Raw genomic sequence first — 22,731 nt, forward strand, 5'->3', positions numbered from 1 at the left:
CTTTCAAGTCGGAGTCATTCATGAACACGTTCAAGTGGAAATCGGTGTCGCTCGTGGCCGGCCTGTGCCTGGCCCTGTCGGTGGCCAGCGCGCCCGCCAGGGCGCAAAGCGAGGCGTCGGCCGCCGTGTCCCTGCTGCCGGTGGCCTCCGTGGTGGCCACGGCCTCGGTGGGCGCGGCGGCGGTCAGCGCCGTGCCGGTGGCCTTGTCCACGGCCGGCGCGGTGCTGGTGGTGAAGGCGGTGGAGAGCACCGCGCGCGGCACGGTCTATGTGCTGGAGCGCGCCTCCGACGGCGCCCGCGCCAGCGTGGAGGTGGTCGGGCGCGCCGCGTCGGGTGTGGTGGTCGGTGTGGGCACGGTGGTGGCGGTGAGCGTCATCGGCACCGGCGTGCTGCTGTCGGCGGCGGGCGAGGTGCTGGCTTTCATCCCCAATGAGCTGGGCCGCGCCCTGCTGCACAACGAGCGGGTGACGCAATGAGCCGCGCGATGAAACGGATGGCTTGCGGCCTGGCCCTGGCGCTGGGGCTTCTGGGCGCCGCCCACGCCGGGCGCTCCTGCGAACAGAAGCCACTGACAGCCCAGGGCATCGAACAGGGCATGGCGCTGGCGCAGCGCACCGCGCAGGCGCTGGACGCCGAACATGCCCGCAGCGGCGCGCGCGTGGTGGTGCTGGCGCGCGCCGGGCAGGACCTGAGCAAGTACCAGCTGCGCTACTCGCACCTGGGTTGGGCCTACAAGACCGCCGAAGGGCCGTGGCGCGTGCTGCACAAGCTCAACCAGTGCGGCACGGCGACGGCAGACCTGTACCGGCAGGGGCTGGGCGAATTTTTCCTGGATGACCTCTGGCGCCACGAGGCTGCGTGGGCGGTGCCGGCGCCGGCGCTGCAGGCGCCGCTGCTCGCGCTGCTGTCCGACCCGCGCCGTGCCGTGGCGCTGCACGAGAAGCCGTACAACCTGGTGAGCTACCCCTGGAGCCAGCGCTACCAGCAGTCCAACCAGTGGGCAATCGAGACGCTGGCCATGGTGGCCGAGCCGGGCGTGACGACGCGCGAGCAGGCCCAGGCCTGGCTGCGCTTCAAGGCCTACCAGCCGACCACGCTGCGGCTCGGTGCGTTCACCCGGCTGGGCGCGCGTGCCGGCACCGCCAACGTGGCCTTCGACGATCACCCGAACGAGAAGCGATTCTCGGACCGCATCGAGACCGTGACGGTGGACTCGGTGTTTCACTGGTTCACGCGCAGCGGCATGGCGTCGGCGCCGCAGGCGCTGGCACTGTGATCCGGCACCGTCTTTATTCGTTTCAATATTCCTGGAGGGCCTGAACATGGGCAAGGCATTGCGATGGTCGGAGAAATGGTTTCGCCGCGGGCTGTGGCTGGTGGCGTTCGTGTTCGCATGGTTCCTGGTGGGACTGGGCAGCACCATCGTGGGCGATCTGCCCCAGGTGGAACAGGAACGCACGCTTGACGACTTTCTGGACCCGCAGCGCGCGCCGCAGCTGCGGCAGACCATCGATGCCGCGCAGCGCGCGGCCCGGGACGCGCAGGACGCGCTGGACCAGGCGCAGTTGCGCCACCGCACCGCGCAAGCCAACCACCGCGCCGCGCGCGACACCTTCAGCAACTGGCTGGCCACGCGCAACGCCACGCAGCGGCCCGAGCAGGACCCGGAACTGATCGAGCGCACGCGGCAACTGGAGGGCTACCGCGGCAGCGAGCGCGAGGCGCTTGCGGCGGTGGAGGCGCAACAGCAGGCGGCGCTCAACGCGCGGCAGGCGCAACAGCGCGCCCAGGCCGAGCTGGCGCAGATGCAGGAGGGCGCGCGCCAGTCGTTTGAGTCCGCCATGCGCGCGCAGGCGTTGCGCGTGTTCCTCTACCGCCTGGCGCTCACGCTGCCCTTGCTGGTGGCGGCGGGCTGGCTGTTCGCGAAACAGCGCAGGAGCACGTACTGGCCCTTCGTGTGGGGCTTCATCTTCTTCGCGCTGTTCGCGTTCTTCGTCGAGCTCGTGCCCTACCTGCCGAGCTACGGGGGCTACGTGCGCTACATCGTCGGCATCGTGATCACGGTGATCGGCGGGCGCTACGCGATCCAGGCGCTGCAGCGCTACCTGGAGCGCCAGCAACAGGCCGAAACCCTGCCCGACCGGCAGCGCCGCCAGGAACTGGACTACGACCTGGCGCAGACCCGTCTGGCCAAGGGCGTGTGCCCGGGCTGCGAGCGCACGGTGGACCTGAAGGACCCGAAGAACGATTTCTGCCCGCACTGCGGGATGGGCCTGCACAACCGCTGCGGCGCCTGCCAGGCGCGCAAGAGCGCGTTCGCGCGCTACTGCTATGCGTGCGGCGAGCCCGCAGCTCGAACGGACGCTGCCGGGGCGCCAACGGTCTGAGCGCCGCTTTCTCTGAGGCGGGCGGGAACCATGGCGGGTGCGCCCCGCTCTACGATCTGCCTTCCGCAGAGAAGGCGCACCCTTCCCCATCTGCCATCACCCCATGTTCTCCCGTCGTCTCTTCCTCGAATCCACGTCCCTGAGCGCGGTGTCCGCCGCGCTGCTGTCGCTCAGTACCACGGTGCCCGCCGTCCACGCCGCCGGCAAAGCGCAGCGCCTGCCGGTGCTGTTCATCGGCCACGGCAGCCCCATGAACGCGATCTCGGACAACCGGTTCACCCGCGAACTCGCGGCCTGGGGCAAGCGCCTGCCCGCACCGCGCGCGATCCTGGTCGTCTCGGCCCACTGGCTCACCAGCGGTGCCACAGGCGTGACGGTGAACGAGAAGCCGCCGACGATCCACGACTTTGGCGGCTTCCCGCGCCAGCTGCACGAGATGCAGTACCCGGCCAAGGGCCACCCCGAACTGGCGCGCGCCGCAGCAAAGTTGATCCGCAGCAACCCCAGCGTGCCCACGACCGAATGGGGGCTGGACCACGGCACCTGGACGGTGCTGCACCACCTGTTTCCGAAAGCGGACGTGCCGGTGTTCCAGGTCTCGATCGATTACGACAAGCCGGCCGATTTCCACTACACCCTGGGCCGCGAGCTGCAGGCCTTGCGCGAGCAGGGGGTATTGATCATCGGCAGCGGCAACATCGTGCACAACCTGCGCGCGACCGACCGGGGCACGCCCGAGCAGGCCAGGGCCAGCCGTCCGTGGGCGCAGTCGTTTGATGACCGGGTCAAGCTCGCGCTCGACCAGCGCGATGACAAGTCCTTGCAGGACTACATCGGCCTGGACATGTCCGCGCGCATGGCGGTGCCGACGCCAGACCACTACTGGCCCTTTCTCTACGCCCTGGGCGCGGCCGACGCGGGGCAGGTGCCGAAGCACGTCTTTGAGGCCTTCCACAGCGGCACGCTGAGCATGCGCTGCCTGCAGTTTGGCTAGACGCCGCGCGCCCGGTCGGCCTTGAACTGCGCGCGGAATGCGCTGAACGTGCCGGCGTCCAGTGCCTCGCGCACCTCGCGCATGAGGTTCAGGTAGTAGTGCAGGTTGTGGATGGTCGCCAGCATGGGGCCAAGCATTTCGCCGCAGCGGTCCAGGTGGTGCAGGTAGGCGCGGCTGAAGCCCTCGCGCCCGCCGTCGGCCCAGCTGACCCCGCTTGAACCGGCGCAGGCATGGCAGGTGCAGGTGGGGTCCAGCGGCTGGTGATCGGTCTTGTGGCGCGCGTTGCGGATCTTCAGGTCGCCAAAGCGCGTGAACAGCGTGCCGTTGCGTGCGTTGCGCGTGGGCATGACGCAGTCGAACATGTCCACGCCGTCGGCCACGCCCTGCACCAGGTCTTCGGGCGTGCCCACACCCATCAGGTAGCGCGGCTTGTGCGCGGGCAGGCGGTGCGGCGTGTGCGCCATGATCTGCAGCATCTGTTCCTTGGGTTCGCCCACGCTCACGCCGCCGATGGCGTAGCCCGGGAAGTCCATGGCCACCAGCGCGTCCAGCGACTCCTGGCGCAGGTGCTCGAACATGCCGCCCTGCACGATGCCGAACAGCGCGTTGGGGTTCTGCAGCCGCGCGAACTCGTCCTGCGAGCGCTTGGCCCAGCGCAGGCTCATTTCCATGCTCTTGCGCGCCTCCGCTTCGGTGGTGATGTGGCCGTTGGTCTCGTAGGGCGTGCACTCGTCGAGCTGCATCACGATGTCGCTGTTCAGCCCGGTCTGGATCTGCATGCTGACCTCGGGTGACATGAAGAGCTTGTCGCCGTTGACGGGGCTGGCGAAGGTCACACCTTCCTCGGTGATCTTGCGCATCGCGCCCAGGCTCCACACCTGGAAGCCGCCCGAATCGGTGAGGATGGGTTTGTGCCACTGCTCGAAGGCATGCAGGCCGCCGAAGCTGGCCATGACCTCGCGCCCCGGGCGCATCCAGAGGTGGAAGGTGTTGCCCAGGATGATCTGCGCGCCCATGTCGTGCAGGCTTTGCGGCATCACACCCTTGACGGTGCCGTAGGTGCCCACGGGCATGAAGATGGGTGTCTGCACCACGCCGTGGTTGAGCGTGAGCCGGGCCCGCCGCGCGTGGCTCGTGGGGTCGTTCTGGAGGACTTCAAACTGCAGCATGGTGCACTTTCAACGGAGGATGTCGGGTGTTCAGGGTTGGCGCGGCGCGATGAGGATCACGCTGCGGTTGCGGTCTTCCACGATCCACAGGCGGCCTTGCGCGTCGAAGCTGGCGCCCGCGGGCGTGCCGAGTGGCCGGATGCCGGCTTGCGCGTGCCAGCCGTGCACGAGGTCCTCGCGCGGGCCAGTGGGGCTGCCGTGTTCGTCGAGCCGCCAGGCGACGATGCGGTGGCCACCCGCGCGGTAGCCGTGCCAGACCGCGAGCAGGCGGCCAGCGAAGGGGCCGGTGGTCACGTGGCCCGGTGCGGTGAGCAGTTGCAGCGGTGCGACGTGCGCCGGCCATGCCGCGTGTGCCGTGGTGTGGCTGGCGCAGCGCGCGCGGCCTTCGTAGCCACGGGCGGGCACCGCCTTGCCACGCGCGTCGCTCACGCAGTAGGGCCAGCCGTAGGAGGCGCCGTCCTTCAGCTCGTTGAGCTCTTCGGCGGGCAGCGTGGCGTCGGTGTAATCCACCGAGTTCTCCGCCTGCCACAGGCGCACCGTGCCGTCGCGCGCGGTGGTGCTGGCCAGGCCGAGCGAGTTGCGCAGGCCGGTGGCGAGAGGCTGGAAGCTTTGCAGCGCAAAGTCCGCGCCGCTGAAGCTGGCCACGTACACCGCCGCGTGCGGTTGCGGGCCGGTGAGTTCGGGACAGGGCACAGGCTGCTGCTGGTCGTCGCCCCGGCAGGCGTCGGTGAGTGATCCCATGTTGACCAGCAGGCGGCCATCGGGCGTGAAGGCCAGTTCCTTGAGCGGGTGCGCGCCGCCCGTGGGCAGGCCGGTGATCACGTCCTGGCGCTGCACCGCCTCGCCCACGGGCGTGCGCCAGACGGTGCCGGCTTCGCCGATGTAGGCGCGACCGTCTGGCCCCAGGGCCAGACCGTGCGGGCGGTCCAGGCCGCTGGCGAGCACGCGCAGGCGCCCAGGCTGGCCGCGCGGCACGTCGGTGCGCAGTTCGAGCAGGCGGCCGCGGCGCGGCTCCCAGTTGCCCATGTCGACGATCCAGAAGCGGCCGGGCGCAATTTCCAGCAGCCGGCGCGGCATGCGCAGGCCATCGCGCGCATCGGCCACCAGACCCGCGCACCAGCCGTCGGGCACGGTGAGCGCCATGCCGGGGTGGCCGTCGCAGGGCGTTTGCCCGGCGTAGGGCGTTGCGGCCTGGGCCAGGGTGGCCAGAAAGGCAACCAGGGCCGCGACGCAGCGGCGGATCATGGGTGCCGCTCCAGCAGCATTGCGTCGCCATAGCTGAAGAAGCGGTAGCGCTGCGCGATGGCATGGGCGTACAGCGCCCGGATGGGGTCGAAGCCGGCGAAGGCGCTCACCAGCATCATCAGCGTGGACTGGGGCAGGTGGAAGTTGGTCAGCATGAGGTCCACCACGCGGAAGTCGAAACCCGGCGTGATGAAGATGTTGGTGTCGCCCGCCGTCTCGCCGCTGCGGGCCCAGCTCTCCAGCGTGCGCACGGTGGTGGTGCCCACGGCCACCACGCGGCCACCGCGCGCGCGGCAGTCGGTGATGGCCTGCAGCGTGGCCGGCGGGATGGCATAGCGTTCGTGGTGCATCACGTGGTCTTCGATGCGGCCGGCCTTCATGGGCGCGAAGGTGCCCGCGCCCACGTGCAGCGTGACGCTGGCGCGCTGCACGCCGCGCGCGTCGAGCGCGGCCAGCACGGCGTCGTCGAAGTGCAGCGCGGCGGTGGGCGCGGCCACCGCGCCGGGCACGCGTGCGAACACCGTCTGGTAGCGGCGCTCGTCGTCGGCGTCGTCGCTGTGATCGATATAGGGCGGCAGCGGCACGTGGCCGTGGCGCGCCATGAGCTCATAGGGCGTTTCGCCGGCCGGGCCCTGCAAACGGAAGCGGAACAGCTGGCCCTGTTCGTCGGGCCAGCGGCCGAGAAACACCGCATCGAAGCCGCCGCCGGCCAGGCCGCCGGCCATGTGCAGCACGCCACCCATCTGCGGTTTCTTGCTCACGCGCAGGTGGGCCACCACCTCGTGCGCCGTGCCGTCGCTGGCCTCGTGCGGCAGCAGCACGCGTTCGATCAGCATCTCCAGCTGGCCGCCCGAGGACTTCTGACCGAACAGCCGCGCCTTCACCACCTGCGTGTCGTTGAACACCAAGAGGTCACCGTCCTGCAGCAGGGCGGGCAGGTCGCGGAACACACGGTCTGCCGGCGCGTTGCCCGTGCCGTCGAGCAGGCGCGAGCCGCTGCGCTCGGGCGCAGGGTGCTGGGCGATCAGCTCGGGGGGGAGGTGGAAGTCGAAGTCGGCGACGGTGTAGCGGCGCGCGACGGTGTCAGGAGAGGAAGCGGTCATGCTGCTTGAGGGCCGAACAAGGCCCGTGCCAAGTGAAAGGGCGGCGGATGGGAACCGGGCAGAATTGTCCCATGCCCGACGCATCCCCCGCCCGCAAGCCGCTCTCCGCCCCGCAGAAGGCCTTGCACAAGCTCGGGCTGGTGCGCGACATCGACCTGGCGCTGCACCTGCCGCTGCGCTACGAGGACGAGACCCGCATCGTCACGCTGCGCGGCGCGCGCGACGGGCAGCTGGCGCAGATCGAGGGGACGGTCACGCACAGCGAGATCAGTTTTCGCCCGCGGCGCCAGCTGCTGGTGACGCTGGACGACGGCACCGACACCTGCACCCTGCGCTTCTTCACCTTCTACCCGGCGCACCAGAAAACCCTGGCGGTGGGCGCGCGGGTGCGCGTGCGCGGCGAGCTGCGGGGCGGCTTCCTGGGCTGGACCATGGTGCACCCGGCCTTCCACGCCGCCGGCGGTGAACTGCCCGATGCGCTGACACCGGTCTACCCCACCAGCGCGCAACTGCCGCAGGCCTACATCCGCAAGGCGGTGGCCAGTGGCCTGAAGCGAGCCGATCTGGGCGAGACGCTGCCCCCCGCGCTGCTGGGTGGCCTGCAAGCCGTGGTGCGCGGCACCTGGACCTTGCGCGACGCCCTGCAGTACCTGCACCACCCGGGGCCGGACGTCTCGCTCGATGCGCTGGAAGACCGCAGCCACCCGGCCTGGCAGCGCCTCAAGGCGGAGGAGTTGCTGGCGCAGCAGCTCTCGCAGTGCACCGCCCGGCAGGAGCGCGCGGCCCTGAACGCCCCGGCCCTGCGCGCCGCGCCGGGTGGCCTGCACGAGCAACTGCTGGGCGTGCTGCCGTTCGCACTCACCACCGCGCAGCGCCGCGTGGGCGAGGAGATCGCGCGCGACCTGCTGCGCCAGGTGCCCATGCACCGCCTGCTGCAGGGCGACGTGGGTTCGGGCAAGACGGTGGTGGCCGCGCTGGCCGCCGCCATCGCCATCGACGCGGGCTGGCAGTGCGCGCTGATGGCGCCCACCGAGATCCTGGCCGAACAGCACTTCGCCAAGCTGATCGGCTGGCTGGAGCCACTGCTCGCTCCCCTGGGCAAACGCGTGGCCTGGCTCACCGGCAGCCAGAAGAAAAAGCAGCGCACCGAGATGCTGGCGCTGATCGCCAGCGGCGAGGCCGCGCTGGTGGTGGGCACGCACGCCGTCATTCAGGACCAGGTGCAGTTCAGCAACCTGGCGCTGGCCATCATCGACGAGCAGCACCGCTTCGGCGTGGCGCAACGGCTGGCGCTGCGGGGCAAGATGGGTGACGGGTTGGTGAGCCCTTCGACAGGCTCAACCCGAACGGAAGAAAACACCGTTCGGACTGAGCCTGTCTCCGTTCGGGCTGAGCCTGTCGAAGCCCTCGCCCAGGAGCCTCATCTCCTCATGATGACCGCCACCCCCATCCCAAGAACGCTCGCCATGAGCTACTACGCCGACCTCGACGTCTCCACCATCGACGAGCTGCCACCCGGGCGCACGCCCATCGTCACCAAGGTGGTGGCCGACAGCCGCCGCGCCGAGGTGGTCGAGCGCATCCGCGGACAGCTAGCGCAGGGCCGGCAGGTGTACTGGGTGTGCCCGCTGATCGAGGAAAGCGAGGCGATCGATCTCTCGAACGCGACCGCCACGCACGCGGAACTCAGTGCGGCCCTGCCCGGGGTGCTGGTCGGTCTCCTGCATTCGCGCATGAAAGTGACCGAGAAGAAGGCGGTGATGTCGCTGTTCACTGGCGGGCAGATGGGCGTGCTGGTGTCCACCACCGTGATCGAGGTCGGCGTGGACGTGCCCAACGCCTCGCTGATGGTGATCGAACATGCCGAGCGCTTCGGCCTTTCGCAGCTGCACCAGCTGCGCGGTCGGGTGGGGCGCGGTGCGGCGGCCTCGGCCTGTGTGCTGATGTACACGCCGCCCGACGGCGGGCGCCTGGGCGAGACCGCGCGCGAGCGCCTGAAGGCCATGGCCGACACCAGCGACGGCTTCGAGATCGCGCGGCGCGACCTGGAGATCCGCGGCCCGGGCGAATTCCTCGGCGCGCGCCAGTCGGGCGCGCCGCTGCTGCGCTTCGCCGACCTGGCCACCGACACCCACCTGCTCGACTGGGCGCGCGAGGCCGCGCCGGTGATGCTGGCGCAATACCCCGAGCTGGCCGAAAAACACATCGCGCGCTGGCTGGGCGGCAAGGCGGAGTACCTGAAAGCCTGAGCGGCGCGCACAGCCACCGGCGACCGGGCCGGCGCGCGGGCGCAGAATAGTCCCCCATGACGCTCACCGAACTCAAATACATCGTCGCCGTGGCCCGCGAGAAGCACTTCGGCAAGGCCGCCGAGGCCTGCTACGTGTCGCAGCCCACGCTGTCGGTGGCCATCAAGAAGCTGGAAGAGGAACTCGAGCTCAAGATATTCGAGCGCAACGCCAGCGAGATCGCGGTGACGCCGCTGGGCGAAGAGATCGTGCGCCAGGCGCAGACGGTGCTGGAGCAGGCGGCGGCCATCAAGGAGATCGCCAAGCGCGGCAAGGACCCGCTGGCAGGGCCGCTGCGCCTGGGCGTGATCTACACCATCGGCCCCTACCTGCTGCCCGACCTGGTGCGCCATGTGATCGACCGCACGCCGCAGATGCCCTTGATGCTGCAGGAGAACTTCACCGTGCGGCTGCTGGAGCAACTGCGCCTGGGCGAGATCGACTGCGCCATCCTGGCCGAGCCCTTCCCGGACACCAACCTGGCGATCGCGCCGCTGTACGACGAACCCTTTCTGGCCGCCGTGCCGCACACGCACCCGCTGGCGAAGAATGCTTACATCACCAACGAGGAGCTCAAGCGCGAGACCATGCTGCTGCTGGGCACGGGCCACTGCTTCCGCGACCACGTGCTGGAGGTCTGCCCGGAATTCGCGCGTTTCTCCAACGATGCCGAGGGCATCCGCAAGAGCTTCGAGGGCTCGTCGCTGGAAACCATCAAGCACATGGTGGCCGCCGGCATGGGCGTGACGCTGGTGCCGCGCTTGTCGGTGCCGGGTTCGGCGCTGTGCGACACCGGCAAGCCTGGCACGGACTTCGGCGACTCGTCCTACGTGCGTTACCTGCCATTCGAGGGAGAGGCGCCCACGCGCCGTGTGGTGCTGGCCTGGCGCCGAAGCTTCACGCGCTACGAGGCGATTGCCGAATTGCGCAATGCCATTTATGCCTGCGAGTTGCCCGGGGTCAAACGCCTGTCCTGATCCCGTGCCTACACTGGAGGCACGCAATCCGTTGTCTCTCAAACCCAGGAGTCCCCTCATGGCCAAATCCGCCACCAAGACCGCCGCGCCCGCCATCAACATCGGCATTGCCGAGAAAGACCGCGCGGCCATCGCCAAAGGCCTGTCCAAGCTGCTGGCCGACACCTACACCCTGTACCTGACCACGCACAACTTTCACTGGAACGTGACCGGGCCGATGTTCACCTCGCTGCACACCATGTTCATGACGCAGTACACCGAGCTGTGGAACGCGGTCGACCCGGTGGCCGAGCGCATCCGCTCGCTGGGCCATGCGGCCCCGGGAAGTTATGCCCAGTTCGGCAAGCTCAGCTCCGTGCCCGACGTGCCGGCCACGCCCCCCAAGGCGCTGGAGATGGTGCGCATCCTGGTGCAGGGCCACGAGGCCGTGGCGCGCACCGCGCGCGAGCTGTTCCCCGTGGTGGACAAGGCCGGCGACGAACCTACGGCCGACCTGCTGACGCAGCGCCTGACGGTGCACGAGCAGACCGCGTGGATGCTGCGCTCCCTTCTCGAGGAGTGACCCTCTGATCATGGTCGACGCGACGTCCGCCGCGCCTTCGCGCCTCTCGCTCTACCTCGACCTGATCCGCTGGAACCGACCGGCGGGGTGGCTGCTGCTGCTGTGGCCCTCGCTGGGCGCGCTGTGGGTGGCGGCCGGCGGTTTTCCCGGCTGGCACCTGCTGGCGGTGTTCGTGCTGGGCACCATCCTGATGCGCAGCGCAGGCTGCTGCGTCAACGACGTGGCCGACCGCGAGTTCGACAAGCATGTGAAGCGCACGGCGCAGCGCCCGATCACCTCGGGCAAGGTCTCAGTGCGCGAGGCGCTCGCGCTGGGCGCGGTGCTGGCGCTGGCGGCTTTCGGGCTGGTGCTCACCACCAACACGCTCACGGTGCTGATGTCGTTCGCGGCGCTGGCGATCACCCTGATCTACCCCTACGCCAAGCGCTTCGTCTCCATGCCGCAGGCGGTGCTGGGCGTGGCCTTCAGCTTCGGCGTGCCCATGGCCTTCGCGGCGGTGCAGTCGCACGTGCCGCCGCTGGCCTGGGTGCTGATGGCCGGCAACCTGTTCTGGGTGCTGGCCTACGACACCGAATACGCCATGGTGGACCGCGACGACGACCTGAAGATCGGCATGAAGACCTCGGCCATCACCCTGGGCGACGCCGACGTGCCCGCCGTCACCGCGTTCTACCTGGTGTTCCTCGCGGTATGGACCGCAGCGCTCTGGACAGTGGTGAACCCCTGGGTGTGGGGCGCCATGCTGATCGTTGCGCTGGCCCAGGTTGTGTGGCACTTCCAGCTCATCAAGGACCGCAGCCGCGACGGCTGCTTCAAGGCCTTCCGGCTCAACCACTGGTTGGGGTTCACGGTTTTTGTGGGTGTGGTGCTTGGCTTGGTTTGAGCGCGCTGGGTTTCGGTCGTGGTGTTTCTTCGGCCCACGGACGCGGCGTGCCCTGCTCCGCGGCTGTCCCCCGGCGGCTGGCGCCGCCTCCTCCTTGATGCCGCTGCGCAGGGCACACCGCGTCTGTGGGCAGAGAGGTTGTCTGGCGCGCGGCCAGTGGGTTTTGGTGCAGTAGGATGGCGCCTATCGGCCACAAGCGGGCACTGATGGGGACCGGTCCGGATCGAGTCAGTTGATAAGCGTGGATCGTCTCGTATAACTCGCTGCCGAGCTCGACTTCGAGAACTGCTCGGACTGCACCGGGCTACCGCTCATACCCATAGATCATTTCAAACTCGTCGTCAGTCATTAGCGACGGGTTGCTTTCAAAGAACAGCTCTGCGGCGTCGGTTTCCCAGGTGCGACTTCTCGCGATTGAGTTCATGGCCGGGCCTGTGGCTGGAACTGTCGGCGTCCTGTCCGCACGCGCGAGGGACGTTTTCATCAGTTGAAGAGAAATCGAAGTCACGCTCTCTGCAAGCACCCCTTTGTATGGGGAAGAAACGCAAACGGCGAACACTGCACGCTGCTCTTTTCGGTCACTGAGGTACTCGTAAGCGCGCTGATGGTGCTCCGCCAGATGTGGCCTGGCGCTGAAAGACTGCAGGGTCACGTCGTCCCCATTGGAGCCGATGCACTTGACGTGAATGCGTCCATCAGACAGCCAAACGTCGCGCAGATAGGCGTCTGCAAAGACATACTGATATTTCGTCCTCAATGGGACTACCTCCGAGAACCTCGGTGGACCCTCAAGAGCCTCGGCTTGTGAGTCCGCAATTGCCTCTACCAACCGAACCACCGGCTCAGCGCTGACGACAACTTGTTGCCCCAGGTTGTCGCCTGCATCGACCGCTGGGGTCGACTGCTCGAGGTGTTCTCTGAAAACTTCTTCGCAATCAGTTGAATCTGCAATCTTGCCCTGCGCGTACGCTGGGTGAAACACGTCAATCAGATCTTGCTTAGAAATGCGCCCCTTCTTGAGCATGCCCTCCAAGTGCCGAGTCACCGTAGCATCGCCCTTTGTGCTTGAGATGGAGAGCACCGTAATCACTGCGGGAACCCTTGAGTCATCCGTGGGCAACTCCAAAACAATCCTGCAGTCCAGCGCGTAGGCTTCAGCAGCGGAGCCGGACGCGTGGGGCACTACGAGGCGGCCGGAGTAGTGCTTTCGCATACGCGCGATTTCATCAGGTCGCTGTGAATCCGTAGCTGCGGGATCGAAAACTGGATTCGAGAGAGTTGCGAATTGCTGATGCTGCTCCGTGAGGCTCACGCCGAACCGTAGCGGCAGCGAGACCTTGTTCGAGTGGCTGTTCAAACCAATGAAGACCTTCATCTGCGACTCCAGGGATGTTCTTTTGGCAAGCAAGTAGATTCCACCGACTAACCATAACTCACGTCACGAAGTCTGGACAAGCGTCGCATGGTCAACGCCGCTCAGTTGTGTGATGCATGCGAGATTGGGCGGCCGGCCAGTTTCTCGAAGTTCGCTTGCAAGACCGGATGGCTGCGTTGTAGGCGTGATTTCGAAGTTCTGCCCGACCGCTATGGGCCCTTTCCGGTCCTCGCTCTCCACTCCCGCTCGCGGATGCGGTGCGCTCTGCGCAGCGGCATCAAGGAGGAGGGGCCGCAGGCCCCGGGGGACAGCCGCGGAGCAGAGCGCACCGCATCCGCGAGCCGAGTGAAGGCTACTTCCCGAACTCGCGGCCCAACTCCTCGGCGCGTTTTTGCGCAGCGAACAGCGCCTCTTCAAACTTCGCCTTGACACCCGCCGCCTCCATCGAGGTCAGCGCTGCGTATGTGGTGCCGCCCTTGGAGGTGACACGCTCTCGCAACGTCTGCGGCGGATCGTCGGAGCGTTGTGCCAGGGTCGACGCGCCGATGAAGGTGCCCACGGCGAGCTGGTAGGCCACCTCGGGCGGCAGTCCCATGCGGGTGCCCGCGTCGCGCATCGCTTCGAGGAAATAGAACACGTAGGCCGGGCCCGAGCCCGAGAGCGCGGTCACGGCGTCGAGCTGTTCTTCTGCCGCGACCCACACCAGTTCACCGGTGGTCTTCACCACGGCTTCAACCAGCGCGCGGTCGCCGCTGCTGGCGCCGTCACGGGCGAACAGCCCCGTCATGCCCAGGCCGACGAGCGCCGGTGTGTTGGGCATGGCGCGCACGATGCGCTGGGTCTGCAGCCAGCCGGCCATGCTCTCGCTGGTGATGCCGGCGGCCACGCTCAGGTGCAGGGCGCCCTGTAGATAGGGCTGGCTGGCGAGCGCGGCGTCCTTGAAGGTCTGCGGTTTCACCGCCCAGACCACGAGGTCCGAGGGACGCAGTTCCGCGCTGGCGGCGGCGAGCAGCGAAACGCCGGGGAACTGCTGCGCCAGTTTTGAACGCTGCTCGTCCCAGGGTTCGACGATCTGCAGCACGCTGGCCGGATGGCCCTGGCGCAGCAGGCCGCCGACGATGGCGCTGGCCATGTTGCCGCCGCCGATGAAGGTGATGGTGGGGTGGGAAGGCGTCGTGTTCATCGCGCCATTGTCGCCCGCCGCCGTCACCCTGTTCAGGGCGCAGTCAGGCCACCGTCAGGGCGCCACGGTCTGGCGCACCGCGTGCTCCCACTGCGCCATCTTCTCGGCAGCGCGTTCGCGCGAGAGCGTGGGATGGAAAGTGCGTTCGGCGCGCCACTGTTTCGAGAGTTCGTCCAGCCCGCCGTACACGCCGCTGTGCAGGCCGGCGAGGTAAGCCGCACCCAGCGCGGTGGTCTCGATCACCGCTGGGCGTACCACCGGAATGCCCAGCAGGTCGGCCTGGATCTGCATCAGCAGGTCGTTGGCGCAGGCGCCGCCGTCCACGCGCAGTTCGGTCACCGGCACGCCGCCAGCGGCCACGGCGTCGCGGGCCATGGCGTCGAGCAGCGCCGCGCTCTGGAAGGCAATGCTCTCCAGCGCCGCGCGCGCGATGTGCGCAATGGTCGTGCCGCGCGTGAGGCCGGTGATGCTGCCGCGTGCGTCGGCTTGCCAGTAGGGCGCGCCCAGGCCGGTGAAGGCGGGCACCAGCACCACGCCACCGGCATCGGGCACGCTCTCGGCCAGTGCCTGCACCTCGCTGCTGGACTGGATGGCTTTCAGGCCGTCGCGCAGCCACTGCACCACCGCGCCGCCGATGAACACGCTGCCTTCGAGCGCGTACTGCTGTGGCCCGGGGGGCTGGGCGGTGGCGGTGGTGATCAGGCCGTTCTGGCTGACCTGGAAACGCTCGCCGGTGTGCATGAGCATGAAGCAGCCGGTGCCATAGGTGTTCTTGGCCATGCCGCCGGCGAAGCAGGCCTGGCCGAAGAGGGCGCTCTGCTGGTCGCCCGCCACGCCGCCGATCTCCAGCGGCGCGCCCAGCCACTCGCTCTGCATCTCGCCGAAGTGCGCGCTCGACGGCAGGGCCTCGGGCATCAGGCTTTTCGGGATGTCGAGCAGGGCGAGCAACTCGTCGTCCCACTCGCGGGTGTGCACGTTGAACAGCATGGTGCGCGAGGCGTTGCTCACATCGGTGACGTGGCGCGCGCCGCCGGTGAGCTGCCAGATCAGCCAGCTGTCAACCGTGCCGAAGGCGAGTTCGCCGCGTTCGGCCTGCGCGCGCGCACCGGGCACGTGGTCCAGCATCCACTTGAGCTTGGTGCCGGAGAAGTAGGCGTCGATGCGCAGGCCGGTCTTTTTCAGCACGGTGTCGGCGTGGCCCTGCTCGCGCAGTGCGGCGCAGGTGCTCTCTGCACGCCGGTCCTGCCAGACGATGGCGTTGTACACGGGTTCGCCAGTCTTCCGGTTCCACAGCAGCGTGGTCTCGCGCTGGTTGGTGATGCCCACGGCCTGGATCTGGTCGGCGCGCAGCTTGGCCTGTTTCAGCGCCTCGCGCGCGGTCTCGAGCTGGGTCTGCCAGAGGTCGCGCGGATCGTGTTCGACCCAGCCTGGCTGCGGGTAGATCTGGCGGAACTCGCGCTGCGCCATGGTCACGACGCGGCCGGCGCGGTCGAACACGATGCTGCGCGAACTGGAGGTGCCCTGGTCCAGGGCGAGCAGGTAGGTCATGTCGGTGTCTCGAAAAAAATTCAGGCGTTGTCGGTCTCGATGCCGGCGAGCGCGCATTCGACGTTGGCCGCGGCCAGCAGCTCGTCGAAGGGCGGCGGAGGGGGCAGGTCGGTGAAGACCACGTCGATGTCGTCCAGCCGCGCCAGTTCCACCATCGCGGGCCGGTTGAACTTGCTGTGGTCGGCCGCGAGCCAGACCTCGCGCGACTGCTCGACGATGGCGCGCGCCACCTTGACCTCGCGGTAGTCGAAGTCGCGCAGCGTGCCGTCGGCCTCGATGCCGCTGATGCCGATCAGTCCGATGTCGACCTTGAACTGGCGCATGAAGTCCACTGTGGCCTCACCGACGATGCCCTGGTCGGCGCCGCGCACCAGGCCGCCGGCGACGATCACCTCGCAGTCCGGGTTGGTGCTCATGAGCGAGGCGATGTGCAGGTTGTTGGTGATCACGCGCAGGCCGCGGTGGTGCTGCAGTTCGCGCGCCACCGCCTCGATGGTGGTGCCGATGTTCATGATCAGCGAGCAGCCATTGGGCACGCGCCGCGCCACGGCGCGGGCGATGCGCGTCTTGGCGTCGGACTGCAGGGCCTGGCGCTGGCGGTAGGCGATGTTTTCGGTGGTCGAACCCGGCTGCCGCACCCCGCCGTGAAAGCGCGAGAGCAGGCCGGCCTCGGCCAGGCGTTGCACGTCGCGGCGCACGGTCTGCAGCGTCACGCCGAAGCGCTCGGCCAGGGCTTCGATGGTCTGCGGGCCGTGGGCGCGCACTTCGTCCAGCAGCTGGGTGTGTCGGGGGTTGAGGTTCATCGGCAGGTGGGCGCAGGCAGGGAGCGCGAGAAGGAACCACCCGAACATAACGGAAATTCTTTTTGGGCTTCGTCAGGGTAAATACCGAATAAAAAGGAACATAAACGAACAATAGAATTGCACAAGCGAAACGCAGCCGCGCCTTGGCGTGCGTTTTTTCACATTGGGACATGCATGCAGCTTTCTCTGGAGCAGGTGGGCAAGACCGTCGGGCCCGCCGTTCACCTCTACCCCCAAAGCCTGAGCCTGGCACCGCGCGCGGTGACCGTGCTGCTGGGCGCCACCCAGGCCGGCAAGACCAGCCTGATGCGCATCATGGCCGGCCTGGACACGGCCAGCACCGGCCGCGTGCTGGCCGATGGCGCGGACGTGACCCGCGTGCCGGTGCGCCAGCGCAACGTCGCCATGGTCTACCAGCAGTTCGTCAACTACCCCTCGATGACGGTGGCGCAGAACATTGCCTCGCCGATGCGCCTGCGCGGCGAGCGCGACGTGGAGCGGCGCGTGCGTGAACTCGCCGCGCGCCTGCACATCGAGATGTTCCTCGATCGCCTGCCGGCCGAGCTCTCGGGCGGGCAACAGCAGCGTGTGGCCCTGGCGCGCGCGCTGGCCAAGCAGGCGCCGCTGATGCTGTTCGACGAACCCCTGGTGAACCTGGACTACAAGCTGCGCGAAGAGCTGCGCGAGGAACTCACCCAGCTTTTCGCCACGGGCGACTCCACCGTGGTCTATGCCACCACCGAGCCCGGTGAGGCCCTGCTGCTGGGCGGGCACACCGCGGTGATGGACGCGGGCGAATTGCTGCAGTACGGCCCCACGGCCGAGGTGTTCCATGCGCCGAAGAGCATCCGCGTGGCGCGCGCCTTCAGCGACCCGCCGATGAACCTGATGGCCGCCGACGCGGTGACCGGTGGCGTGCGCGTGCCGGGCGGCGAGGTGTGGCCGCTGCCACTGCCGGCCGATGCGCCACGGCGCCTGATGCTGGGCCTGCGCGCTGGCGGCCTGCGCGTGGAGCCGCGCGAGGGCGACGTGGCCATACCCGGGCGCGTGGAGCTGGCCGAGATCGCGGGCTCCGACACCTTCGTGCACGTGCACACGGCGGTGGGTGAGCTGGTGGCGCAGCTGGCTGGGGTCCACAACTGCCCGTTGGGAGACCCGATCACGCTCCATCTGCAGCCCGCGACCTTGTTTGTCTTTGATGCCGACGGGCCGCTGGTGCACGCGCCGGCGCGGCCGGGGAGGGTGGGCTGATGGCGCGCATCGAACTGGACCTGGCGCACGCCTACCGGCCGAACCCGACGCGGGACGAGGACTACGCGCTGCTGCCGCTGAAGATGACGTTCGAGGACGGCGGCGCCTACGCGTTGCTCGGGCCCTCGGGCTGTGGCAAGACCACCATGCTCAACATCATCTCGGGCCTGCTCGTGCCTTCGCAGGGCTCGGTGCAATTCGATGGCCGGGACGTGACGCGGCAGAGCCCGCAGCAGCGCAACATCGCGCAGGTGTTTCAGTTCCCGGTGATCTACGACACCATGACGGTGGCGCAGAACCTGGCCTTCCCGCTGAAGAACCGCAAGGTGCCCGAGGCCGAGATCCAGGAGCGGGTGGGCCGCATCGCCGAGATGCTGGAGATGAGCCACCAGCTCGACATGCGCGCGGCCGGCCTCTCGGCCGACCAGAAGCAGAAGATCTCGCTGGGCCGGGGTCTGGTTCGTTCCGACGTGTCGGCCGTGCTGTTCGACGAGCCGCTGACCGTGATCGACCCGCACCTGAAATGGCAGCTGCGGCGCAAGCTCAAGCAGATCCACCATGAACTCAAGCTCACGCTGATCTACGTGACGCACGACCAGGTGGAGGCGCTGACCTTTGCCGACGAGGTGGTGGTGATGACGCGCGGCCGCGCGGTGCAGGTGGGCGCGGCCGAGGCCCTGTTCGAGCGGCCGGCGCACACCTTTGTGGGTCACTTCATCGGCTCGCCGGGCATGAATTTCCTGCCCGCGACCAGCGTGCGCGGCGGCCTGCTGGTGCTGGAGCAGCCGCTGGCGCTGACCGCGGGCCAGGTGCTGCCCGAAGGCGAGCTCAAGCTCGGCATCCGCCCGGAATACCTGGAGCTGGGTGCTGCGGGCGAGGTCAACACCCTGCCCGCGACCGTGACCCGGGTGCAGGACATCGGAACCTATGTGATGGTCACCTGCGAGGCTGGCGGGCACCGGCTCAAGTGCCGGCTGGCGCCCGAGGCGGCCGCGCCGCAGGCCGGCGAGACCGTGCACCTGCGCGTGCTCGGCCAGCACACCTGCTTCTACCGGAACGAGGTACTCGTGGCATGAGCAATACGACCAAACCCGTGAACCAGAAGGCCTGGTTTCTTGTGCTGCCGGTGATCCTGTGCGTGGCCTTTTCGGCCGTGCTGCCGCTGATGACGGTGGTGAACTACTCGGTGCAGGACATCTTCTCGCCCGAGCGGCGCGTGTTCGTCGGCACCGAATGGTTTGCCGCCGTGATGCGCGACGAGGAACTGCACCTGGCCCTGTGGCGGCAGATCCAGTTCTCGCTCGCGGTGCTGCTGGTGGAGATTCCGCTGGGCATTGCGCTGGCGCTCTCGATGCCTGCGCAGGGCTGGAAGTCCTCGGCCGTGCTGGTGCTGGTGGCGCTGTCGCTGCTGATCCCCTGGAACGTGGTGGGCACCATCTGGCAGATCTTCGGCCGTGCCGACATCGGCCTGCTCGGCTACTTCCTGCAGTGGGCCGGCATGGAATACAGCTATACCGGCAATTCCTCGCACGCCTGGTGGACGGTGCTGGCCATGGACGTCTGGCACTGGACGCCGCTGGTGGCGCTGCTGGCCTTCGCGGGGCTGCGCAGCATCCCGGACGCCTACTACCAGGCCGCCAGTATCGACGGCGCGAGCCGCTGGGCGGTGTTCCGCTACATCCAGCTGCCCAAGATGCGCGGCGTGCTCATGATCGCGGTGCTGCTGCGCTTCATGGACAGCTTCATGATCTACACCGAGCCCTTCGTGCTCACCGGTGGCGGCCCCGGCAACGCCACCACCTTCCTCTCGCAGTACCTCACCACCAAGGCGGTCGGCCAGTTCGACCTGGGCCCGGCGGCGGCGTTCTCGCTGATCTATTTCCTCATCATCCTGCTGTTCTGCTTCGTGCTCTACAACTGGATGCAGCGCCTGGGCACGTCCGGAAAGGAGCAAGGCCATGAATGAACGCCGATTCAAGAAGAGGACGCTGTTCCTCATCGCCTACCTCGTCTTTGCCCTGCTGCCCATCTACTGGATGGTCAACATGAGCTTCAAGACCAACCAGGAGATCCTGTCGGCGTTCACGCTCTGGCCGGCCGAATTCACCTGGGACAACTACCGCACCATCTTCACCGACCCGTCCTGGTACTCGGGTTACATCAACAGCCTGATCTACGTCGGCATCAACACCGTGATCTCGCTCACCGTGGCGCTGCCGGCGGCCTACGCGTTCTCGCGCTACCGGTTTCTGGGCGACAAGCACGTGTTCTTCTGGCTGCTGACGAACCGCATGACGCCGCCGGCGGTGTTCCTGCTGCCGTTCTTCCAGCTCTACACCACGCTGGGCCTGATGGACACGCACATCGCCGTGGCCATGGCGCACCTGCTGTTCAACGTGCCGCTGGCGGTGTGGATTCTGGAAGGTTTCATGAGCGGTATCCCGCGCGAGATCGACGAGACCGCGTACATCGACGGCTACAGCTTCCCACGTTTCTTCTTCGCCATCTTCCTGCCGCTGATCAAGGCCGGCGTGGGCGTGGCCGCGTTCTTCTGCTTCATGTTCAGCTGGGTCGAGCTGCTGCTGGCGCGCACGCTCACCAGCGTCAACGCCAAGCCCATCGTGGCCACGATGACACGCACCGTGAGCGCCTCGGGCATGGACTGGGCCACGCTGGCCGCGGCCGGCGTGCTCACCATCGTTCCCGGCGCGATCGTGATCTGGTTCGTGCGGCATTACATCGCCAAGGGCTTTGCCATGGGGAGGGTTTGACATGTTTCAGTGGATGGTCTGGACCACGCCCGTGGCCGTTTTCTTCACCTGCATCGCGCTCATGCTCGCGGGCATGACGCTGTGGGAAATCAAGTCGCCCACGGTGGAGCGCAAGGGCTTCCTGCCCATGGTCACCACGCGTGGCGACCGCCTGTTCATCGGCCTGCTCGGCGCGGCCTACATCAACCTGGCCTTCATCGGCATGGCGGGCTGGCTGGCCGAATGGCTCTCGCTCGAACAGGAGCCCAGCATCTGGATCGCCTTCGTGGTGTCCATGGCCTGGCTGCTGTGGGTGCTGCGCAAGGGCTGACACCGTTTCGATTCCGACATTCGGCCCGTTGCTTCCCCGGGGCCGAGACCTGTCACACACCGGGGAAGCACCTACCGCTCGAGGAGACAACATGAGATTGCGACACACGACACTGGCCCTGGCCGCGCTGCTGGCCATGGGTTCCCTGCCGGCGTGGGCCGACGAGGCCGCCGCCAAGAAGTGGATCGACAGCGAATTCCAGCCCTCCACCCTGAGCAAGGCCCAGCAGGCCGAGGAGATGAAGTGGTTCATCCAGGCCGCGGCCAAGCTCAAGGCCAGGGGCGTGAACGAGATTTCGGTCGTCTCCGAGACGATCACGACCCATGAGTACGAGAGCAAGACGCTTGCCAAGGCTTTCAGCGAGATCACCGGCATCACCGTCAAGCACGACCTGATCCAGGAAGGTGACGTGGTCGAGAAGCTGCAGACCTCGATGCAGTCGGGCAAGTCGATCTACGACGGCTGGATTTCGGACTCCGACCTGATCGGCACGCACTACCGCTACGGCAAGATCATGAACCTGACCGACTACATGGCCGGCAAGGGCAAGGAGTTCACCAACCCGGGGCTGGACATCAAGGATTTCATCGGCACCAGCTTCACCACCGGCCCCGACAAGAAGCTCTACCAGCTGCCCGATCAGCAATTCGCCAACCTGTACTGGTTCCGCGCCGACCTGTTCGCGCGCCAGGACCTGAAGGACAAGTTCAAGGCCAAGTACGGCTACGACCTGGGCGTGCCGCTGAACTGGAGCGCCTACGAAGACATCGCCGCCTTCTTCAGCGAAGACGTCAAGACCATCGACGGCAAGCCGATCTATGGCCACATGGACTACGGCAAGAAGGATCCCTCACTGGGCTGGCGTTTCACCGACGCATGGCTGTCGATGGCCGGCACCGCCGACATCGGCATTCCCAATGGCAAGCCGGTCGATGAATGGGGCATCCGCGCCTCGGCCGACGGTTGCACGCCGCTGGGCGCCAGCGTCTCGCGCGGTGGCGCCACCAACTCGCCGGCTGCTGTCTACGCGCTCACCAAGTACGTGGACTGGATGAAGAAGTACGCGCCCAAGGAAGCCACTGGAATGACCTTCGGCGAGGCCGGCCCGGTGCCCGCCCAGGGCCAGATCGCGCAGCAGATCTTCTGGTACACCGCCTTCACCGCCGACATGACCAAGCCCGGCTTGCCGGTGGTCAACGCCGACGGCACGCCCAAGTGGCGCATGGCGCCCGGCCCGAACGGCCCGTACTGGAAGCAGGGCATGCAGAACGGCTACCAGGACGTGGGTTCGTGGACCTTCTTCGAGAAGCACGACGCCGACCGCACGGCCGCCGCCTGGCTGTACGCGCAGTTCGTGACCGCCAAGACCACCTCGCTGAAGAAAACGATCGTGGGGCTGACACCGATCCGCGAATCCGACATCCAGAGCAAGGCCATGACCGACATGGCGCCCAAGCTCGGCGGCCTGGTCGAGTTCTACCGCAGTCCGGCACGCGTTGCCTGGACGCCCACCGGTACCAACGTGCCCGACTACCCCAAGCTGGCCCAGCTGTGGTGGCAGAACGTGGCCCAGGCCGTGACGGGCGAGAAGACGCCCCAGGCCGCGATGGACAACCTGGCTGACCAGATGGACCAGGTCATGAGCCGCCTGGAGCGCGCGGGCATGGAGCGCTGCCCACCCAAGCTCAACCCTAAGGGTGACCCCAACAAGTACCTCAGCGACAAGGCCGCTCCATGGAAGAAGCTGGCCAATGAGAAGCCCAAGGGAGAGACCATCGCCTACGACCAACTGCTCAACGCATGGAAGAATGGCAAGGCCCGCTGATGTGATGCATCGGTTTTTGTAGCAACCCGCCTCCTGCACCGCCCTGGTGCGGGAGGC

The 22,731-nt window shown here is 67.6% G+C and carries 21 protein-coding genes; 14 read left to right on the forward strand and 7 right to left on the reverse strand.

All coding sequences use genetic code 11. The features are described 5' to 3' along the window. Positions 1–20: 20 nt before the first annotated feature. The 4 genes from K5880_RS10925 to ygiD all read left to right on the forward strand — a co-directional run bounded on the left by K5880_RS10925 (position 21) and on the right by ygiD (position 3,381). Entirely contained in the window at positions 21–476 is a 456-nt protein-coding gene (locus K5880_RS10925) for a hypothetical protein (RefSeq protein WP_297651608.1), read from the forward strand. An 8-nt stretch (positions 477–484) separates the two neighbouring features. Continuing rightward, positions 485–1,276, forward strand: coding sequence for a DUF2145 domain-containing protein (locus tag K5880_RS10930; protein ID WP_297651612.1), 792 nt, complete (start codon positions 485–487; stop codon positions 1,274–1,276). Between the two features lie 46 nt (positions 1,277–1,322). Next, positions 1,323–2,387, forward strand: a complete 1,065-nt coding sequence (locus K5880_RS10935; RefSeq protein ID WP_297651615.1) for a zinc ribbon domain-containing protein — start codon at positions 1,323–1,325, stop codon at positions 2,385–2,387. A gap of 103 nt (positions 2,388–2,490) precedes the next feature. Then, the gene (gene ygiD / locus K5880_RS10940) at positions 2,491–3,381 is read left to right on the forward strand and encodes a 4,5-DOPA dioxygenase extradiol (protein ID WP_297651619.1); all 891 of its coding nucleotides are present in this window, start codon (positions 2,491–2,493) and stop codon (positions 3,379–3,381) included. Here the strand turns inward: ygiD and tgt are convergent. Genes tgt through queA form a run of 3 tightly spaced genes read right to left on the reverse strand, consistent with a single transcriptional unit; the run spans position 3,378 to position 6,898 of the window. Continuing rightward, on the reverse strand, positions 3,378–4,550 hold the full coding sequence (tgt, locus tag K5880_RS10945; RefSeq protein ID WP_297651622.1) for a tRNA guanosine(34) transglycosylase Tgt: 1,173 nt from the start codon (positions 4,548–4,550) through the stop codon (positions 3,378–3,380). The two genes, ygiD and tgt, sit on opposite strands and share 4 nt — an antisense overlap. A 30-nt stretch (positions 4,551–4,580) precedes the next feature. Beyond that, positions 4,581–5,795 (reverse strand): hypothetical protein, encoded by a 1,215-nt coding sequence (locus K5880_RS10950; protein WP_297651625.1) that lies wholly within the window; start codon positions 5,793–5,795, stop codon positions 4,581–4,583. After that, entirely contained in the window at positions 5,792–6,898 is a 1,107-nt protein-coding gene (gene queA / locus K5880_RS10955; RefSeq protein ID WP_297651628.1) for a tRNA preQ1(34) S-adenosylmethionine ribosyltransferase-isomerase QueA, read from the reverse strand. The genes K5880_RS10950 and queA overlap by 4 nt, the downstream gene beginning before the upstream one ends. A gap of 71 nt (positions 6,899–6,969) precedes the next feature. Between queA and recG the strand changes: the two genes are divergently transcribed. Genes recG through ubiA form a run of 4 tightly spaced genes read left to right on the forward strand, consistent with a single transcriptional unit; the run spans position 6,970 to position 11,608 of the window. After that, positions 6,970–9,147 carry an ATP-dependent DNA helicase RecG gene (recG, locus tag K5880_RS10960; RefSeq protein WP_297651631.1) on the forward strand — a complete coding sequence of 726 codons (2,178 nt, stop codon included), beginning with the start codon at positions 6,970–6,972 and terminating at the stop codon, positions 9,145–9,147. Positions 9,148–9,203: 56 nt separating this feature from the next. Next, positions 9,204–10,163 (forward strand): hydrogen peroxide-inducible genes activator, encoded by a 960-nt coding sequence (locus K5880_RS10965; protein ID WP_297651634.1) that lies wholly within the window; start codon positions 9,204–9,206, stop codon positions 10,161–10,163. A gap of 58 nt (positions 10,164–10,221) precedes the next feature. Beyond that, the gene (locus K5880_RS10970; RefSeq protein ID WP_297651637.1) at positions 10,222–10,725 is read left to right on the forward strand and encodes a Dps family protein; all 504 of its coding nucleotides are present in this window, start codon (positions 10,222–10,224) and stop codon (positions 10,723–10,725) included. Between the two features lie 10 nt (positions 10,726–10,735). Further along, positions 10,736–11,608 (forward strand): 4-hydroxybenzoate octaprenyltransferase, encoded by an 873-nt coding sequence (ubiA, locus tag K5880_RS10975; protein WP_297651640.1) that lies wholly within the window; start codon positions 10,736–10,738, stop codon positions 11,606–11,608. 304 nt (positions 11,609–11,912) lie between these two features. Here ubiA and K5880_RS10980 read toward each other — a convergent pair whose 3' ends face one another. From K5880_RS10980 to K5880_RS10995, 4 genes are all read right to left on the reverse strand, one after another. Next, positions 11,913–12,983, reverse strand: a complete 1,071-nt coding sequence (locus tag K5880_RS10980) for a hypothetical protein (protein WP_297651643.1) — start codon at positions 12,981–12,983, stop codon at positions 11,913–11,915. A 352-nt stretch (positions 12,984–13,335) separates the two neighbouring features. Further along, a complete protein-coding gene (gene proC / locus K5880_RS10985; protein WP_297651645.1) occupies positions 13,336–14,166 on the reverse strand; it encodes a pyrroline-5-carboxylate reductase in 831 nt (276 codons plus the stop codon). Positions 14,167–14,220: 54 nt separating this feature from the next. Continuing rightward, positions 14,221–15,714, reverse strand: coding sequence for a glycerol kinase GlpK (glpK, locus tag K5880_RS10990; RefSeq protein ID WP_297651649.1), 1,494 nt, complete (start codon positions 15,712–15,714; stop codon positions 14,221–14,223). Between the two features lie 20 nt (positions 15,715–15,734). Continuing rightward, the gene (locus K5880_RS10995; RefSeq protein WP_297651652.1) at positions 15,735–16,517 is read right to left on the reverse strand and encodes a DeoR/GlpR family DNA-binding transcription regulator; all 783 of its coding nucleotides are present in this window, start codon (positions 16,515–16,517) and stop codon (positions 15,735–15,737) included. A 174-nt stretch (positions 16,518–16,691) separates the two neighbouring features. On the opposite strand from K5880_RS10995, the gene K5880_RS11000 reads away from it, so the two are divergent. The 6 genes from K5880_RS11000 to K5880_RS11025 all read left to right on the forward strand — a co-directional run bounded on the left by K5880_RS11000 (position 16,692) and on the right by K5880_RS11025 (position 22,674). Beyond that, a complete protein-coding gene (locus tag K5880_RS11000) occupies positions 16,692–17,768 on the forward strand; it encodes an ABC transporter ATP-binding protein (RefSeq protein ID WP_297651656.1) in 1,077 nt (358 codons plus the stop codon). Then, on the forward strand, positions 17,768–18,844 hold the full coding sequence (locus K5880_RS11005) for an ABC transporter ATP-binding protein (protein ID WP_297651659.1): 1,077 nt from the start codon (positions 17,768–17,770) through the stop codon (positions 18,842–18,844). The genes K5880_RS11000 and K5880_RS11005 overlap by 1 nt, the downstream gene beginning before the upstream one ends. Next, positions 18,841–19,734 carry a sugar ABC transporter permease gene (locus tag K5880_RS11010; protein ID WP_297651662.1) on the forward strand — a complete coding sequence of 298 codons (894 nt, stop codon included), beginning with the start codon at positions 18,841–18,843 and terminating at the stop codon, positions 19,732–19,734. Before K5880_RS11005 ends, K5880_RS11010 begins: the two co-directional genes overlap by 4 nt. After that, complete coding sequence (locus K5880_RS11015) at positions 19,727–20,539, forward strand: carbohydrate ABC transporter permease (RefSeq protein WP_297651665.1); 813 nt, start codon at positions 19,727–19,729, stop codon at positions 20,537–20,539. The genes K5880_RS11010 and K5880_RS11015 overlap by 8 nt, the downstream gene beginning before the upstream one ends. Before the next feature lies 1 nt (position 20,540). Beyond that, positions 20,541–20,849, forward strand: coding sequence for a DUF2160 domain-containing protein (locus tag K5880_RS11020; protein WP_297651668.1), 309 nt, complete (start codon positions 20,541–20,543; stop codon positions 20,847–20,849). A 91-nt stretch (positions 20,850–20,940) separates the two neighbouring features. Next, positions 20,941–22,674, forward strand: coding sequence for an ABC transporter substrate-binding protein (locus tag K5880_RS11025; protein ID WP_297651671.1), 1,734 nt, complete (start codon positions 20,941–20,943; stop codon positions 22,672–22,674). The last annotated feature ends 57 nt before the right edge of the window (positions 22,675–22,731 follow it).

The sequence above is a fragment of the Hydrogenophaga sp. genome (assembly GCF_025699295.1).
In the GTDB taxonomy this organism is placed as follows: Bacteria; Pseudomonadota; Gammaproteobacteria; order Burkholderiales; family Burkholderiaceae_C; genus Hydrogenophaga.

Coding starts and splice junctions, on each gene's coding strand:
- K5880_RS10930 (WP_297651612.1), top strand. CDS start 485: ATGAAACGGATGGCTTGCGGCCTGGCCCTGGCGCTGGGGCTTCTGGGC.
- proC (WP_297651645.1), bottom strand. CDS start 14,166: ATGAACACGACGCCTTCCCACCCCACCATCACCTTCATCGGCGGCGGC.
- ubiA (WP_297651640.1), top strand. CDS start 10,736: ATGGTCGACGCGACGTCCGCCGCGCCTTCGCGCCTCTCGCTCTACCTC.
- K5880_RS10965 (WP_297651634.1), top strand. CDS start 9,204: ATGACGCTCACCGAACTCAAATACATCGTCGCCGTGGCCCGCGAGAAG.
- recG (WP_297651631.1), top strand. CDS start 6,970: ATGCCCGACGCATCCCCCGCCCGCAAGCCGCTCTCCGCCCCGCAGAAG.
- K5880_RS11025 (WP_297651671.1), top strand. CDS start 20,941: ATGAGATTGCGACACACGACACTGGCCCTGGCCGCGCTGCTGGCCATG.
- K5880_RS10950 (WP_297651625.1), bottom strand. CDS start 5,795: ATGATCCGCCGCTGCGTCGCGGCCCTGGTTGCCTTTCTGGCCACCCTG.
- K5880_RS10995 (WP_297651652.1), bottom strand. CDS start 16,517: ATGAACCTCAACCCCCGACACACCCAGCTGCTGGACGAAGTGCGCGCC.
- ygiD (WP_297651619.1), top strand. CDS start 2,491: ATGTTCTCCCGTCGTCTCTTCCTCGAATCCACGTCCCTGAGCGCGGTG.
- K5880_RS11015 (WP_297651665.1), top strand. CDS start 19,727: ATGAATGAACGCCGATTCAAGAAGAGGACGCTGTTCCTCATCGCCTAC.
- K5880_RS11005 (WP_297651659.1), top strand. CDS start 17,768: ATGGCGCGCATCGAACTGGACCTGGCGCACGCCTACCGGCCGAACCCG.
- tgt (WP_297651622.1), bottom strand. CDS start 4,550: ATGCTGCAGTTTGAAGTCCTCCAGAACGACCCCACGAGCCACGCGCGG.
- K5880_RS10970 (WP_297651637.1), top strand. CDS start 10,222: ATGGCCAAATCCGCCACCAAGACCGCCGCGCCCGCCATCAACATCGGC.
- K5880_RS10980 (WP_297651643.1), bottom strand. CDS start 12,983: ATGAAGGTCTTCATTGGTTTGAACAGCCACTCGAACAAGGTCTCGCTG.
- K5880_RS10925 (WP_297651608.1), top strand. CDS start 21: ATGAACACGTTCAAGTGGAAATCGGTGTCGCTCGTGGCCGGCCTGTGC.
- glpK (WP_297651649.1), bottom strand. CDS start 15,714: ATGACCTACCTGCTCGCCCTGGACCAGGGCACCTCCAGTTCGCGCAGC.
- K5880_RS11010 (WP_297651662.1), top strand. CDS start 18,841: ATGAGCAATACGACCAAACCCGTGAACCAGAAGGCCTGGTTTCTTGTG.
- K5880_RS11000 (WP_297651656.1), top strand. CDS start 16,692: ATGCAGCTTTCTCTGGAGCAGGTGGGCAAGACCGTCGGGCCCGCCGTT.
- K5880_RS11020 (WP_297651668.1), top strand. CDS start 20,541: ATGTTTCAGTGGATGGTCTGGACCACGCCCGTGGCCGTTTTCTTCACC.
- K5880_RS10935 (WP_297651615.1), top strand. CDS start 1,323: ATGGGCAAGGCATTGCGATGGTCGGAGAAATGGTTTCGCCGCGGGCTG.
- queA (WP_297651628.1), bottom strand. CDS start 6,898: ATGACCGCTTCCTCTCCTGACACCGTCGCGCGCCGCTACACCGTCGCC.